Consider the following 14,911-nt stretch of genomic DNA (forward strand, 5'->3'; position numbering starts at 1 on the left):
AAACGACTCCATTAAAACGAAAATTTATGGCTTTAGTTGAACTGGTAATGCCCGCACTCGGCGAGGGAATAATGGAAGCGACCGTTTTGAAATGGTTGAAAAATGTGGGCGACACCGTTGAAGAAGAAGAACCGATTCTCGAAATCGCTACCGATAAGGTGGACAGCGAAGTTCCCGCTGCTGTCGGCGGCGTGATTAAAGAAGTGTTTTTTAAAGAAAATGATATAGCGCCGATTGGTTCTAAAATTGCCTTGATTGAAACAGCTTCGGGAGCTGAAAACGAAACTTCTGTTGCGGAAACCAAAGAGCAAAAACCGGAAGAACAAAAAGAAGAACCAACAAATGTGCCTTACGTTCCCATTCACGCTTCCGATAACAATCTCCCGTCTGCCGGAGAAAAAAATAATGGATTCTATTCTCCGTTGGTTTTGAGCATTGCGAAGCAGGAAGGAATTGGTTTTGAAGAATTGGCAAACATTCCCGGAACAGGAAATGAAGGACGCTTATCGAAGAAAGATTTATTGGATTATTTAAAAAACAGAACAAATAAACCTGTAAACAAAATCGCTCCAAAAGAAGAAATCGCTGCTCCGGAACCTACGCCGGTCGTACATTTCGGCGGCGCCAATACAGAAATAATTGAAATGGACAGAATGCGTAAGCTGATTGCGCATCACATGAAAGAAAGCCAGAACACAAGCGCGACGGTTACAAGCTTTGCCGAGGCAGATGTAACGAATATGGTTATGTGGCGCGATAAAATAAAGCATGATTTTGAAAAGCGCGAGCAAACCAGAATCACGTTTACACCAATGTTTATCGAAGTCGTAGCGCGCGTAATAAAGCGTTTTCCACTTATCAACAGTTCTGTAGATGGCGATAAAATTATCCTGAAAAAAAATATCAATATCGGTATGGCTACGGCTTTACCGAATGGAAACCTGATTGTTCCCGTGATTAAAAACGTTGATTACTTGAACCTGGTTGGCTTGAGCAAAGCGGTCAATTCATTTGCATACAATGCACGCAACAATCAACTGAAACCAAGCGATACGCAGGACGGGACTTTTACCATTACAAATGTCGGAAGTTTCGGAAGCCTGACAGGAACACCCATTATCAATCAGCCGCAGGTAGCGATTTTAGCAATCGGCACCATCAAGAAACGTCCCGTTGTTATTGAAACGCCCGGCGGCGACACCATTGGTATTCGCAGCATGATGATTCTTTCATTGAGCTACGACCACAGGATTATTGACGGCGCTTTAGGCTCAACTTTTTTAAGTGAAGTCGTAAAAGAAATCGAAGCGTGGGACGTACACAGAAAATATTAAAAACATAGAACGCAGATGATACTGATTATTTAAGATTTTATTATTCAAAATCATGACTATCATACTTTATCTGCATTCTATTTTATACAATTATGATTTTAGTTATGTCATCAAAAACCATCATCATTACGGGCGGCACAGGCTTTATCGGTTCGCACGCCCGCACGCATCATAAATAATCAGCAAAATGCAGGTTGATGAATTTGAAAATAAAAGTGTCTGGGAGCTTAGCAAGGAAATAATCGATACAGAACAAATGGCTGTCTAATCTTGGATGGCTTGGTTTGCAGAGTGAGAATTGAGGGTTTTTGTTGAGAGAAAAGTGTGTGAGAAATTACCTAACTTTGAAAAAGATAAAAATTAGTAGTATGATACGCACAATAGTTATGTTGTAGAAAATGTTTTAATCTTCCTTGAATTCTTCTTTGTCTCCTAAATTTATAAAATTTATAGAAGGTAATATTATCGGTTCGAATCCTGCTTGAAGTGTAAGATTAGAGATGAAAGCTCTTAAATAAGGAAACGCTATTGCAGGAGCATTAACTTTTGGAAATGAAGATAGTTTAAATTCTTCTGTTATTTTTTCATCTACTAACTCAAATTGAAAAAATGCATCAAGAAGAATATCAAATGCTTTGTCCTTTATTTTAAGTCTAAAATTCACCCTAAAATCACTGCTTTCTTTATCAGAAAAATGGCTTCCTGTTTCTAAATCAAAAGAATTCTTTTCTCTTTTTGACACATCATCAAGAAGTGAAAAATTCAAATTAGCTATTTTCCAATATTTTAACTGAATTTTCATTTTAAGCAGCTATGGATAAATTACAATCAACCTCATTTTTCTTATTATTAAACATATTATAAAAAGAGTCGTAATAAGAAATTTTAGCTGTTTCAAAATTTTCGTTTTCAAAATCAAATGTGATTTCGGAAAAACCATATTTTAAAATAGAAATTTCGTACAAATTTTCAGCGGTAATATTGTCGAAAAATTTATCGATACTATTTTTTACGTCTTCAAGTTTCATTTTATAGTTCCCGTTTTAATAATAGAATTTGAGGATATGCTTTTAGAGGGATTATAAACTGTGCAAATTGTGCAATTATTTGTCCTTAAATTTATTTTTTCAATTCTTTCTTTTGCAAATTTAATATAAAAATTTCCTTTTACAACTTCTAACGGCAAAATTCCTTCGTTTCTCGCAAGATTCAAAATTAATCCATCATAAAACTTTATGTTCTTGCCTATGGATTCAATTTTATCTTTGTACTTATCAACCAAATAATTCAAGATTTCAACACCATCTTCTATCGTTAAATCAAGAAATTCAGCATCCTCAACATCAATTAAAGATTGTAGAATGCAATATTCTTTATATTTATATTCTTTGTTATCATTATCCCAAGCTTGAGCTACTGCCCATTTTTCCGCTAATTCAATAGTTTTGCTACTAACACCTTGCACAAAAAAATATACACCATCACCAAGCCATTCATTGTCGCCATAAGACAATTGATAATTAGAATTGATAATTGCTTTAGCAGAAATAATGCTCGTACCATGATGCCCTTCAAATGATAAAACCATAATCTTAAGAAATATGAAGTAAATATATCAAAATTTCAATTATTTGCTTGTGTAATCGCTTTATAGATTTTGTTGTTAAGTACGAATTTTATAGATTATAGCTGTTGTTGTAGTTTACGTCATGGTGCGTGTCCTTCCGCCGTGGTGTGTCCGCACACCTCATAAATAATCAACAAAATGCAGGTTGGTAAAATTAAAAATAAAAGCGGCGGGCTTTGCAAGAAAATAATTGATACAAAACAAATTGCTATCTTTGGTTTGTGAAACAAAGTGTTAAGGATAAGGATAATTTGCTTTTCGTGCTAAAAGAAAACAGTTCGAAAATAAAGTCTTACGGCGTTGAGAGCCTAAGCCTTTTCGGGTCGTTTGCCAAAGGCGTGCCCAATGCTGAAAGTGATGTGGATTTGCTTGTGAACTTCGCCCCACACCAAAAAAGCTACGACAACTTTATGGAGCTTTCTTTTTTTCTGGAAGACCTGCTTGGCAGAAGAGTGGAAATTGTAACTCCGCAATCTTTGAACAAACACATTGGCCCGCATATCTTAAACAGCGCAGAGTATGTTGCCATCTAACCTTGAATTGCTGAAACATATTGCCGATGAAATTTCTTTTGTGCTGAAAGCTACCGACGGAAAGGATAAAGAAACCGTGATTAATGACCCCGTTTTGTCGCGTGCAGTTATCCGCAGCCTTGAAATTATCGGCGAAGCAAGTAATAAACGACCCTGACTTCAAAACCGAACATTCCGAAATTGAATGGCGAAAAATCATCGGTACAAGACATAAACTTATTCATGATTATTTTGGTGTAGATTACGATATTGTTTGGGATGTTATAACCAATAAGCTCCCGGATTTGCTTGATTATATTGAGCAGATAATTGAAGAGTGAGGGCAATCGAAAGAGTGGCTTTTTTTGTTTATATGAAAATATGCTTAAACTTGGATAATTAAAGCAATGGTTTGTGAGAGAAATGATTGTGAGCGATGAATAAGGCTTTCCGCCATGATGCGTGTCCGCACGCATCATACATAATCCACAAAATGCAGGTTGATGAATTTGAAAATAAAAGCGTCTGGGAGCTTAGCAAGGAAATAATCGGCACAAAACAAAGCGCTGTCCAATCTTAAGCCACTTGATTTGCAGAGGAACAATGTCAGTATAGAAGTCAATCGGAAGGTTGGCTTTTTTGTGATACAAAGGGAGGTTTTTCCGCCATGATGCGTGTCCGCACGCATCATACATAATCCACAAAATACAGGTTGATGAATTTGAAAATAAAAGCGTCTGGGAGCTTAGCAAGGAAATAATCGGCACAAAACAAAGCGCTGTCCAATCTTGAATGGCTTGGTTTACAGAGTGAGAATTGAAGGTTTTTGTTGAGGGAAAAGTGTGTGAGAAATTACCCTAACTTTGAAAAAGATAAAAAGTAGAATTATGGAATTAATCATCAATATTGACGATATAAAAGAAAGCTCTAAAAGCGAATGGTTGCTTCGCACTCTTAATCTTTTGGGCATTCATTATAAAACGCAAGAAACTCCTCAAAATTTAGAGGAGTACAATAATGATTTACTTGAAGGCGACAATGAAATTGAACAAGGACATTTTATCACGGCAGAAGACCTTAAAAAAGAATCTTTGCAATGGTAGTCGTATAGAGCAGCAGGGCTGCCGCAGAATTGTTGCAAGCCTATAAATATATCTATCGGGATTCTCCGCAAAATGCTGCCAAAGTTCGTGATACCATTATTGATATGACTCTTCTCTTACCTAAAAATCTGAGGTGCATCCTCCGGATAAGTACAAGAAAAACAACGACGATAGTTGGCGGGCGTTTGAAAAATATCAATACAGAATATCTTACCGGATTTAAAAAAATGAAATTCGTATAGTGAGAATGCGCCATACAAGCCGTTCTCTATTACAATATTAATTTGTAATGCATACAAATGAAATGTTGGAAAACTTGTTGAATGAATTTTCCGCCATGATGCGTGTCCGCACGCATCATACATAATCCACAAAATGCAGGTTGATGAATTTGAAAATAAAAGCGTCTGGGAGCTTAGCAAGGAAATAATCGGCACAAAACAAAGCGCTGTCCAATCTTAAGCCACTTGATTTGCAGAGGAACAATGTCAGTATAGAAGTCAATCGGAAGGTTGGCTTTTTTGTGATACAAAGGGAGGTTTTTCCGCCATGATGCGTGTCCGCACGCATCATACATAATCCACAAAATACAGGTTGATGAATTTGAAAATAAAAGCGTCTGGGAGCTTAGCAAGGAAATAATCGGCACAAAACAAAGCGCTGTCCAATCTTAAGCCACTTGATTTGCAGAGGAACAATGTCAGTATAGAAGTCAATCGGAAGGTTGGCTTTTTTGTGATACAAAGGGAGGTTTCAGGAATGAGGTCGCATTTTTATTTTATCAATGAAATGAGCCATAAACATTTAGCATACCCAAAGTGATAATTATTTTGGCTCATTCCATCTCACCATTAAAAAACAATAAAAAATAAACAGATGAAAAAATGCTTGTATTTTTATACAAGCAAAACGAAACTCTTTGAGAATGTGCAGTAACATCTGCTGACATGGCTATATCCCTGATAAAATATTTGGATAATTATATGCATCTGTGGAGATTCTTTGTTTTCTTTGTCAAAGCTCCGTATAAATTTTATAAAACAGGCGAAACCAAAAGTAATCCATTTACTCTTTCAATAAATTTGATTAAAACATTGCATTACCGTTTTGCTACAGCAAAGAACGAATATCACGTAGATATTAAATGACCAATATGCAACCACCGGTTACCGGCTTGTGAGCGCATTCAATTCATGTTGAAAAGTGTTCAATATTGCCTCTTTATCCAAAAACCGTTCTGCATAGGCACGGGCATTTTTACGGAAGGAATCCAAATCTGCCGACAAGGCATTTTTGATACCGGCTTTTAATGCTTCCACAGATTCCGGTTCTATCAGTATGCCTGCCCGGTATTCGTTTATAACTTCATACAGAGACGTGCCCGGTTCGGCTGCTACCAAAGCACATCCGCCGGCAGCCAAAATACCGGTAAGCTTGCTGGGCATTACCAAATCCGCAGCAGATTTTTTCTGTAACACCAAATGGATATCGGCTACCGCCAACAATGCGGAGAGCTTTTCATACGGCTGCAACGGCAGAAAACGAATGTTGTTCAACTGTGCATCCTGCGCCAGCTGCATCAGCTTTTCCTTACCACCACCGGAACCACAGATCAGGAACAGCATATTCTTTTCTTCTTTAAAGTCCTTCGCCGCCTCGATAATAATTTCCAGCCCCTGTTTTTCTCCGAGATTACCCGAATACAGCACTACTCCGGCATTCATATCAATCCCCAATTCTTTCCTTAGAGAATTTTCTTTGGAAAGCGGGTAAATAACATTACTATCCACCCAATTGGGAAAGAATAATACCTGCGCATCGCTGATACCTTTGGCTTTTATTTTATTGAGCATACCTTCGCTAATGGACGTAACCCTCTCGCTTTTTTTCATCAACCGCCGTTCCGTGGCAAACATCAGACTGAGGAACGCTTTGTTTTGAATCATGCCTAAATCTTTTGCCGCATCCACCTGCAAATCCTGTATGTGATAAATCAGCTTGGTCCTCTTAAAAAACTTATAAAAGACAGGCAGATAGTTCAGGTGGAAAGGCGGTGCTACACAGAACACCACATCGGCTTTTTTGGCAAACAACTGCCTTAACCAGGCAAAAGACGATGACAATACAAAAGAAAACTCGTGGATAATTCTTTTCTTACTATTTACCACCTGAGGTACATATAACGGACAGCGATGTACCTGCACGCCATTCAGCATTTCGGTAAACCATTTCCTGCCTTTGTATTTACCATGAATCTGCCATTCGGGATAATAAGGCATTGCCGTAATCACATGCACTTCGTGCTCCTGTTTTGCAAGCCATTTCGCCTGTATATTTCCCTATGCAGGTCAGTTCCGGTGCGTAATTAATACCGTAGATGATGATTTTCACAACTTACTATTTCGTTATATGAATATACCCGACGAAGATAAGGAACATAATCGTTGGAGAGCCATACCTCCAACCAAGCCGGCACTTATAGCCCGGTCAATACTGACGGTTTAGCATTAAAGTATTTAAGCAGCCGGCCAATGCTGTAACGAGCTCATCAAAGCGGGCATCATACTTTGCCATGTCGGCAGGATTGTCGATAAAGCAAACTTCCAGCAGCACTGCCGTGCCCCGCTGATGCAGAAACGCCAACCGCTTCCTGTTGCTTTCGCTTTCGGGCTTTGCACCACGACATTTCAGCTGCAGGGCAGCCGCCGCGCTGGCAGCTAGCCGGGCGGCAACAGACCTGCTCCGTCCATTTACGTCGTTTTTATAAAATGCCGTACAGCCGGAGGCGTTACCGCCGGCAGCATCAAAATGCAGTTCCAGCAACAGGCTGTCTTCACCGGGATGAATACGGCTCAGGTATTCTGCCAAAGATTCCGTATCGTCATCGACCGTGAGGCAGATACCTGCCTCCAGACGAGCAATAATTGCATTACGCAGGCGTATTGTTTCATTATTTTCACATCTGCCATTGATACCTGCCGCCCCACTGTCGCCCCAAAAATGACCTGCACTCAAAAAAAGCTTCCTATTCATATTCCAAAGTGTAAAAAAGTTATTTATGTATGTTATCCCCTACCGTTGCGGCGGCGGTACAGCCAATACAGGATGCCTGCTATGGTTATTATCCCCGGTATGGAAAGCGCCGGTAATGAACGCCTTACCCGCTTTGTCATGACAGCTTTCTCTTTGTATACCGCGCCGCTGTCTTTCAAAACACCCAGGGCAATGCGATTTTCCTTTTCTTCCCTACTGCCGGATGAGCGGCTCCGCCTCATTCGCTCACGGCTGTTCGCGACAGCCCGTAATCCATGTATGCTATATGTTATTTTCCCTGTATTACCGGGTAAGACTTCTACCGCTGCGGTAAGCGAGTCTATTTCCGTCCATGCCGACCGGCGCCGTTGCCCGGCCGCCAGTTCCCCGGTTGCAGATTCTTTCATCAGCCCCAGTTCCCGGTACAGTAGTTTTCTGTGCGACACCTCGATACTATCCGTTAACAGCTTACTGCGCTGTACTTCTTTTTTTACCCTGCATGCCATAAAACCGATATAGCATAACAAGACTACTTCGAGTGCGAAATATTTATATTTGTTCATCATTTTAAACAGTCTATAAGTTTTAAAATATAATTAGCGTTCAGCCGCATCCGTATGGGCAGCCCAACAGCTATCCAGCCTGTCTGTCAGTAACCGTATAACAAGCGTTTTGTTTTCATTGTCTTTTTCGATGTACTGCAGCTCGGCATTCCCGGCGTCGAGCACCATCCGTAGTTTGTCATTGTTTGCGTTTACATAGAGTGTAAACAACAGCGAAACAGCCGCAGCAAGCGACAACAACACCCAGGCGAGGAACCTGCCTGTTTTAAAATCGCCGGCGGCATCTGTCAGCTGTATATCATGAATAGACATAACTTCCATATTTTAAGGTTATTAAATACCGGGCACCGGCCCTTTTTCCACTATTTTTACTGTTATACGCCCTTTGCCGGTAAATGAGGGACGCCCGGGCGCCCCTCTGTATCCTGCTTAAGCCGCCGGCTCAATATCCAACAGATTGAGTACATTGTATCCTCCATTGTTCAGCGGATATTGCGTACCGTTTACCTCCTGAAAAAATTCGACCAGCAGTAAGAGCATTAAAAAGCCGGTGCCGCCGGGCATTGTTTCCGGCTGCAACGTCACCGCGCCGGGAACGGCATCGAGCGACATATTGACCGCCTCACTCTGCACCGACTTAAATACGCCCGAAGCGAAGTCCATGACTACTGCCACCGATTGCAGACTCACATGCGTTGCACCTGCCGGCGCCTCCACCTGCCCGGCGGGGTCAAAAGCGTCTATATCCACCTTGCCCTCGGCGACGGAGAAGGTGTAAGGAGCATGCAATACCGATGACAATGAAGCATTACTGTTAAAGTCGAATCCCCGTAAAAGGTTTAATGCATCCTCCTCTGCGAGTCCGAGCGTTACCTGCCTGGCTCCGCGGGCAGAGACGGTGTCCATATTCTTAATCTTACCGAATAACCGGAACAGTCTTCTCCCCAAACGATAGTCTTTTGTTTTTTTCAGTACGTCGGCAAGCGCCACGCGGAAGTAATGCGTCGCCGCCGAAATCGTCTTGAACTCATTCATGTTCTCTCTCGTACGTTCAAAATCGGGGCTTGTGAGGATACGCTGCCTGTCAATACCTCCGGCTTTGCGTACGAGGTGCCCGTCTTTGGTCCGGTAAAAAGTGAGGTCGTCAATAGTACCTCTGAGCTTCAGGAAACTTTTCTGTTTCATCTTTTCTGTTTTTTAAAGTAAAAAAATTATTAACGCAACGAAGGTAGCCGGACGGGCAAGCGGAGTCAATAAGGCGGTTCCGAAAGACAACAAAAAAGTGCGCAACGGACATCACAGTCACTCCTGATACATTTTGTACATTTTGACCATATTTGAACACCACAGCCTGTTTGCAGCCATTAACCTGCACTTTGATTGCACTTTGATTGCGCTTTGCCTGCGGCGGGCTCTCAGAAGCGAGCATGAGGATTTTTCCGCCGTGGTGCGTGTCCGCACGCAACATATATAATCAATAAATGCAGGTTGAGAAAATTGGAAATAAAAGTGTAACTTTGCATTAGCAAAATAAATTAATTATAGCTATTACAATTAAATCAGTACCTGTACTTAAAGATAAAGCGGCAGTTGCTTTTACAAAAAAAGTAGCCGAAAGTTCCGCGAACAAATCTTCGGTAAAATTTACCAAGCAAATCAGCATTTCAACTAAAATTTTAGCTAAAGCAAAAATCTAAATTTATTTGAATTGGGCTTTTTACTTGATAAATGTACTCTTCGTATATATAATGAAGAAATTTTAAAGTCTTGTGAACCTTTCGATTGCGGCAACAAAGACTTCCGCCGTGGTGCGTGTCCGCACGCAACATATATAATCAATAAATGCAGGTTGAGAAAATTGGAAATAAAAGTGTAACTTTGCATTAGCAAAATAAATTAATTATAGCTATTACAATTAAATCAGTACCTGTACTTAAAGATAAAGCGGCAGTTACTTTTACAAAAAAAGTAGCCGAAAGTTCCGCGGACAAATCTTCGGTAAAATTTACCAAGCAAATCAGCATTTCAACTAAAATTTTAGCTAAAGCAAAAATCTAAATTTATTTGAATTGGGCTTTTTACTTGATAAATGTACTCTTCGTATATATAATGAAGAAATTTTAAAGTCTTGTGAACCTTTCGATTGCGGCAACAAAGACTTCAACGATTTTTTGCCAATGATGCTTTGAATTATTCCTCCGAACTTTTGGGCAAAAGCTGTTGTTTTACATTAGATGAGCATCCAGAGATTATTGTTTGTGCATTTACCATTTCAAACGACAGCATTAAAACCTTACTTCTTCCGCGTTCCAGAAAAGACAAAGTAATTAAAGCTATTCCCCGGCAGAAACATATGCGCAGCTATCCAGCAGTTTTAATTGGGCGGTTAGGTGTACATAAAAATTACAGGCAGTTTGGTGACGATGAGCAAAGAGTTGGAGACCAATTGATGGATTTTATAAAAGCGTGGTTTGTAGATAACGCTAATAAAACAGGGTGCCGCTTCATTGTAGTAGATGCTTACAATGAACAGAGGCCATTGCACTATTATAAAAAGAATGGGTTTGTAGAATTATTTAGCACCGAAGAACAGGAAAAAGAATATACAGACTTACCTAAAGAAAAAGAAATTGATGATTTAGATTATGGAATGCAAACATATTATATCCTTGAATGTTGTGGTTGTGAATCAATTTCTTTTAGAACTGAATATATTGATTATTTAAAGGCTCAGTACGAGGAAACGGACGTAAATGCAGACAGTAATAAGACAATAGCAATATATCCCAAGCAATTAAAAAATAGAAAGGAGCTCTCGTCCATATATTATCTACCCGCAAGAATTCAGGATGTTTATGAGCAAACAATTTTGGCATTAAAAGGTGATAGCAGATTATTAGCAGCTGTTGGATTTAGGGCAATATTAGAAGCCATATGTATTGAAGAGAAAATTAAGGGACAAAACCTAGAGCAAAAAATAAACAACTTGGTAAAAAATAGGCTTATAACAGAGAAAGAAGCCGAACGATTACATACAATCAGATTTTTAGGAAACGACTCTGTTCACGAAATGGAAATTCCATCCGATAAAAGGTTATATCTAGTTTTGGATATTATTGAACATTTGCTTAATAATTAATATCTAATTGACATGAATGCTAAATATGTCTTAGATACCATTATAAAAGAGTATTCGGATTTCGAGGACTTAGTTTTAGATTGTTTGGACAAATTCAAAATTGGTGATCAAAAAACCATTACTGAAATACTTGGTAAACATATTAGGAGAATTAATTCCAATTTACAAGATTTAGAAAAGAGCTTAATAAATAAGATTAAGAATTCAAATTTCGATTACTTGAGAATTGTTTTAGAAAACGCAAATCCTATTTACTCAATCGAAAAACATAAAGATTTATTACCATTTTAATGGCTAGCACATTATTTGTATTGTGTGAATATTTGATAATCTTACTATTCAAGATTTGCATTTCCGAATTCTCAATAGACAAATAAAATACACGGCATATAAAGCAATGGTTGCTTTTTGGGGAGCGGCATTTGCGGTAAGTTTCACAGAGAGCGAGCAGAGGAAAAGAGAAAATAAATTTTAAATACTAAATATTTTAGTATATTTGGGCAAATAAAAAGACTTTACCTTCGCACTATGTTTTACAGGAGAAAAATCATAATGGCATTGTTGCAGGTGTTTAACGGGGAGCTTGAAAAAATACCGTTGCAGAAATTGCTTTTCCTCTTTACACAAAGACAAAACACGGAAAAAGTATATGATTTTATTCCGTACAAGTTTGGCGGTTTTTCTTATTCCGCCAATGCGGATATGACTGCGATGGCAGGCAAAGGATTGCTGCAAGAAACCGACCATACTTTTAAGAAGCAAGATAGTGTTGATTACCTGCTCCAATTAAGAGATAGCGACCGTAGAAGCCTGCAAGAGATAAAGCAATTGTATGGCAACATGAGCAACAATACGCTAATACGGCATACTTATACCAACTTTCCCTACTTAGCTATTAACAGCTTAATGGCGAAAAATCTTTTGTCTGCCGAAGCGCTAAAAAAAGTAGAGGATGCGAGACCGAAAAGCGATAAGACTGTTTTGTTTACCATAGGCTATGAAGGTATTTCTTTGGAAGAATATTTAAACCGCCTGATTAAAAACGATGTGCGTATATTGGTAGATGTACGCAACAACCCAATGAGCATGAAATACGGTTTTAATAAAAACCAGTTGAATCGATATTGCGAAAATCTTGGAATAAAATATATACATTTTCCGGAAGTGGGCATACAATCGGAACAGCGCCAATCTTTGCAAGCGCAAACTGATTATGATAAACTGTTTGCCGCTTACCGTAAAGACAACCTTACGAAAACACAAGACACCCAAAACGCTATTTTAGAACTACTCATACAACATCAACGGATTGCTTTGACCTGCTTTGAAGCGAACATTTGCCAGTGCCACAGAAAACATTTAGCTGAAGCGATTACAAAGCTGCCCGGTTGGCGTTTTGAGCTAAAGCACATATGATATGGCATTAACTAAAGTACTCATTACAGTTAAGACTTACCCGACAATTTCTACCAAATACGAGGAACTCGTATGTACTGCAGGATTTAGAGAAGACGGTACATGGATAAGAATATATCCTATTCCATTCCGGAAAAAATCATATAACGAGCAATACAAAAAATACGACTGGATAGAAATAGACCTCGTCAAAAATAAAAGTGATTTCCGTCCCGAAAGCTACCGCCCCGTATCTTTAGAAAACGAAATAAAAATTACGGGACACATAGATACGGCTCGAAACTGGCATGAACGAAAGAATCTTTGTTTAGGCAAAGTCTATTACAATATTACTGAATTAGTTGCAGAAGCGAAAAATAAAAATATCTGTACATCTCTTGCTGTGTTTAAACCGAGCGAAATAATTGATTTTATTGCGGAGCCTGACGAACGAGAATGGAATAAAAAAAAATTAGCAAGACTGGAAGCCGAACGCCGTCAGATGAATTTGTTTAAACAGCCTGAAAACCCTTTCGATGTTGTTAGAAAACTTCCTTATAAATTCAGGTTCATTTTTAAAGACAGTCAAGGAAAAGAAAGTAAAATGATGATTGAAGATTGGGAAACCGGACAACTATATTGGAATTGCTTTGATAAATACCAAGATGAGAAAAAGGCAATAGCAGATGTGCGTAAAAAGTATTTTGATGATTTTGCAAAAACGAAAGATTTATACTTTTATCTTGGCACTACTCAATTGCATCATTATACATCACGAAACCCATTTATGATTATTGGTACTTTTTCTCCTCAAAAAGAAATTCAAATGGCTTTATTTTGAATGAGAAATTAAGTCAATAAATTCAAGTTAAAATAAAACAATCAAAACAATGAGCAACAAAGAAAACCCAAAAACTTGTTTCGTCATATCTCCAATTGGGGAAGAAGGTTCTACAACAAGAGAACGTTCTGATCAAGTATTAAAACACATCATTACCGAAGCTGTTAATCCTTTGGGTTATGAAGTAATTAGAGCAGATAAAATTTCGGAGCCGGGTATCATAACTACTCAGATAATTGAACATATTGTCAATGCCGAATTAGTAATCGCAGACCTTACAGAAAAGAATCCCAATGTTTTCTATGAATTGGCGATTAGACACGCGATTAGAAAACCTCTTGTGCAGATGATAAAGAAAGGAGAAATTATTCCTTTTGACGTTGCCGCTACAAGAATAATACAGTTTGATATACATAATTTAGACAGTGTTGCGGAGGCAAAGCAAGAAATTATTTCTCAAGTAAAATCACTCGCGACAACCAATGCAAAGATTCATAATCCGATTTCGGTTTCCCTTGATTTAAAGATATTAAAAGAAAGCGGCAATATTGAAGAACGTTCTTTTGCCGACGTAGTTGAAGCAATATCTGATTTACGACGTACTATTACATCGCCAGACAAAAGCATTTCCTCATCGAAAGTTTTTGAAGAATTAAAAACATTATTAGATAATTTTTCCTCAAAAATTGATGAAAGATTAGATTCTGCCACCATAAGGCGTAAAAGGAGAATGTTCCATCCAATGATGCTCGAGGAAATGATTCATGTGGATATGCAAGAAAACGAACCGAATATTGGTTTTCTAATTGCAATCAGTTATCTAAAAGATGATTTTCCCTGGTTATATGAGATTGGACTGGAGACGTACAGAGAATTGAAATCATTTAAAACCAAGCCAGAAAAGAGAAAATTAATAGAACGATTCAATAGAATGTTGGAAATGCTTGACAGACCCATTTTGAGAGAGCATTATGGGAAATCTGAAGAGATGTATATGTTTTCTAAAAATATTCATTACATTATTCATGATTATATTGATAAATATTTGAGTGATACAAAGTAAAAGAATATGTGCTTTCGCCTTAACGCAATCTTTTCTATTTTGCGATTGACACAATATTACAAACATCCAATGAAAAGTGCTTGCGGATTAAGTAAAAATATTATTTACCAATTTTGAATGGCTTACGCCGTGGTGCGTGTTCGCACGCGACATAAACAATCAACAAAATGCAGGTTGGTAAAATTGGAAATAAAACGTTTTGGGTTTATCAATAAAATAATCGATACAAAACAAATGGCTGGCTAAGCTTGAATGGCTTGTTTTTATTGAGTGAATAATTGAAGAAAGGGGTTGGTTTTTT

Annotated in this window: 17 protein-coding genes and 1 pseudogene; 9 read left to right on the forward strand and 9 right to left on the reverse strand. The window is 38.4% G+C overall.

What is annotated here, in order from left to right:
* Positions 1-26: 26 nt before the first annotated feature.
* Positions 27-1,334, forward strand: a complete 1,308-nt coding sequence (locus A9P82_RS05655) for a dihydrolipoamide acetyltransferase family protein (protein WP_066209641.1) — start codon at positions 27-29, stop codon at positions 1,332-1,334.
* A gap of 52 nt (positions 1,335-1,386) precedes the next feature.
* Positions 1,387-1,509 carry a hypothetical protein gene (locus tag A9P82_RS15770; protein ID WP_255364064.1) on the forward strand — a complete coding sequence of 41 codons (123 nt, stop codon included), beginning with the start codon at positions 1,387-1,389 and terminating at the stop codon, positions 1,507-1,509.
* A 228-nt stretch (positions 1,510-1,737) separates the two neighbouring features.
* On the opposite strand, the gene A9P82_RS05660 is transcribed toward A9P82_RS15770, so the two are convergent.
* The 3 genes from A9P82_RS05660 to A9P82_RS05670 are packed head-to-tail and all read right to left on the reverse strand — an operon-like array spanning position 1,738 to position 2,922.
* The gene (locus tag A9P82_RS05660; RefSeq protein WP_066205188.1) at positions 1,738-2,136 is read right to left on the reverse strand and encodes a protein-export chaperone SecB; all 399 of its coding nucleotides are present in this window, start codon (positions 2,134-2,136) and stop codon (positions 1,738-1,740) included.
* 1 nt (position 2,137) lies between these two features.
* Positions 2,138-2,362, reverse strand: a complete 225-nt coding sequence (locus A9P82_RS05665; protein ID WP_066205190.1) for a hypothetical protein — start codon at positions 2,360-2,362, stop codon at positions 2,138-2,140.
* Complete coding sequence (locus tag A9P82_RS05670) at positions 2,359-2,922, reverse strand: hypothetical protein (RefSeq protein WP_066205192.1); 564 nt, start codon at positions 2,920-2,922, stop codon at positions 2,359-2,361. Before A9P82_RS05670 ends, A9P82_RS05665 begins: the two co-directional genes overlap by 4 nt.
* 260 nt (positions 2,923-3,182) lie before the next feature.
* On the opposite strand from A9P82_RS05670, the gene A9P82_RS05675 reads away from it, so the two are divergent.
* From A9P82_RS05675 to A9P82_RS05685, 3 genes and pseudogenes are all read left to right on the forward strand, one after another.
* Entirely contained in the window at positions 3,183-3,494 is a 312-nt protein-coding gene (locus A9P82_RS05675; RefSeq protein WP_066205195.1) for a nucleotidyltransferase family protein, read from the forward strand.
* Positions 3,481-3,814: pseudogene (locus A9P82_RS05680) on the forward strand (HepT-like ribonuclease domain-containing protein). The gene A9P82_RS05675 and the pseudogene A9P82_RS05680 overlap by 14 nt, the downstream one beginning before the upstream one ends.
* A 546-nt stretch (positions 3,815-4,360) precedes the next feature.
* A complete protein-coding gene (locus tag A9P82_RS05685) occupies positions 4,361-4,576 on the forward strand; it encodes a hypothetical protein (RefSeq protein WP_066205204.1) in 216 nt (71 codons plus the stop codon).
* Between the two features lie 1,166 nt (positions 4,577-5,742).
* Here A9P82_RS05685 and A9P82_RS05705 read toward each other — a convergent pair.
* The 6 genes from A9P82_RS05705 to A9P82_RS15610 form a co-directional block, all read right to left on the reverse strand.
* Positions 5,743-6,909, reverse strand: a complete 1,167-nt coding sequence (locus A9P82_RS05705; protein WP_255364078.1) for a WcaI family glycosyltransferase — start codon at positions 6,907-6,909, stop codon at positions 5,743-5,745.
* A gap of 154 nt (positions 6,910-7,063) precedes the next feature.
* Entirely contained in the window at positions 7,064-7,609 is a 546-nt protein-coding gene (locus A9P82_RS05710; RefSeq protein ID WP_066205218.1) for an N-acetylmuramoyl-L-alanine amidase, read from the reverse strand.
* 32 nt (positions 7,610-7,641) lie between these two features.
* On the reverse strand, positions 7,642-8,175 hold the full coding sequence (locus A9P82_RS05715; RefSeq protein WP_066205220.1) for a hypothetical protein: 534 nt from the start codon (positions 8,173-8,175) through the stop codon (positions 7,642-7,644).
* Between the two features lie 30 nt (positions 8,176-8,205).
* The gene (locus A9P82_RS05720) at positions 8,206-8,484 is read right to left on the reverse strand and encodes a hypothetical protein (protein WP_066205223.1); all 279 of its coding nucleotides are present in this window, start codon (positions 8,482-8,484) and stop codon (positions 8,206-8,208) included.
* A gap of 117 nt (positions 8,485-8,601) precedes the next feature.
* Positions 8,602-9,357, reverse strand: coding sequence for a hypothetical protein (locus tag A9P82_RS05725; protein WP_066205226.1), 756 nt, complete (start codon positions 9,355-9,357; stop codon positions 8,602-8,604).
* A complete protein-coding gene (locus tag A9P82_RS15610) occupies positions 9,317-9,640 on the reverse strand; it encodes a hypothetical protein (RefSeq protein WP_066205229.1) in 324 nt (107 codons plus the stop codon). The genes A9P82_RS05725 and A9P82_RS15610 overlap by 41 nt, the downstream gene beginning before the upstream one ends.
* A gap of 675 nt (positions 9,641-10,315) precedes the next feature.
* Here A9P82_RS15610 and A9P82_RS15615 point away from each other — a divergent pair.
* From A9P82_RS15615 to A9P82_RS05760, 4 genes are all read left to right on the forward strand, one after another.
* Complete coding sequence (locus A9P82_RS15615) at positions 10,316-11,311, forward strand: DUF4145 domain-containing protein (RefSeq protein ID WP_197492252.1); 996 nt, start codon at positions 10,316-10,318, stop codon at positions 11,309-11,311.
* A 528-nt stretch (positions 11,312-11,839) separates the two neighbouring features.
* Entirely contained in the window at positions 11,840-12,727 is an 888-nt protein-coding gene (locus A9P82_RS05750; RefSeq protein ID WP_066205244.1) for a DUF488 domain-containing protein, read from the forward strand.
* Position 12,728: 1 nt separating this feature from the next.
* Entirely contained in the window at positions 12,729-13,547 is an 819-nt protein-coding gene (locus A9P82_RS05755; RefSeq protein ID WP_066205247.1) for a hypothetical protein, read from the forward strand.
* 49 nt (positions 13,548-13,596) lie between these two features.
* Positions 13,597-14,610: a hypothetical protein gene (locus tag A9P82_RS05760; RefSeq protein WP_066205250.1), complete on the forward strand. Its 1,014-nt coding sequence runs from the start codon at positions 13,597-13,599 to the stop codon at positions 14,608-14,610.
* The last annotated feature ends 301 nt before the right edge of the window (positions 14,611-14,911 follow it).

This window comes from Arachidicoccus sp. BS20, from assembly GCF_001659705.1.
In the GTDB taxonomy this organism is placed as follows: domain Bacteria; phylum Bacteroidota; class Bacteroidia; order Chitinophagales; family Chitinophagaceae; genus Arachidicoccus.

Coding starts and splice junctions, on each gene's coding strand:
- A9P82_RS05670 (WP_066205192.1), bottom strand. CDS start 2,922: ATGGTTTTATCATTTGAAGGGCATCATGGTACGAGCATTATTTCTGCT.
- A9P82_RS05725 (WP_066205226.1), bottom strand. CDS start 9,357: ATGAAACAGAAAAGTTTCCTGAAGCTCAGAGGTACTATTGACGACCTC.
- A9P82_RS05685 (WP_066205204.1), top strand. CDS start 4,361: ATGGAATTAATCATCAATATTGACGATATAAAAGAAAGCTCTAAAAGC.
- A9P82_RS15610 (WP_066205229.1), bottom strand. CDS start 9,640: ATGTTGCGTGCGGACACGCACCACGGCGGAAAAATCCTCATGCTCGCT.
- A9P82_RS05710 (WP_066205218.1), bottom strand. CDS start 7,609: ATGAATAGGAAGCTTTTTTTGAGTGCAGGTCATTTTTGGGGCGACAGT.
- A9P82_RS05660 (WP_066205188.1), bottom strand. CDS start 2,136: ATGAAAATTCAGTTAAAATATTGGAAAATAGCTAATTTGAATTTTTCA.
- A9P82_RS05750 (WP_066205244.1), top strand. CDS start 11,840: ATGTTTTACAGGAGAAAAATCATAATGGCATTGTTGCAGGTGTTTAAC.
- A9P82_RS05755 (WP_066205247.1), top strand. CDS start 12,729: ATGGCATTAACTAAAGTACTCATTACAGTTAAGACTTACCCGACAATT.
- A9P82_RS05665 (WP_066205190.1), bottom strand. CDS start 2,362: ATGAAACTTGAAGACGTAAAAAATAGTATCGATAAATTTTTCGACAAT.
- A9P82_RS05720 (WP_066205223.1), bottom strand. CDS start 8,484: ATGTCTATTCATGATATACAGCTGACAGATGCCGCCGGCGATTTTAAA.
- A9P82_RS05760 (WP_066205250.1), top strand. CDS start 13,597: ATGAGCAACAAAGAAAACCCAAAAACTTGTTTCGTCATATCTCCAATT.
- A9P82_RS15770 (WP_255364064.1), top strand. CDS start 1,387: ATGACTATCATACTTTATCTGCATTCTATTTTATACAATTATGATTTT.
- A9P82_RS05655 (WP_066209641.1), top strand. CDS start 27: ATGGCTTTAGTTGAACTGGTAATGCCCGCACTCGGCGAGGGAATAATG.
- A9P82_RS05715 (WP_066205220.1), bottom strand. CDS start 8,175: ATGATGAACAAATATAAATATTTCGCACTCGAAGTAGTCTTGTTATGC.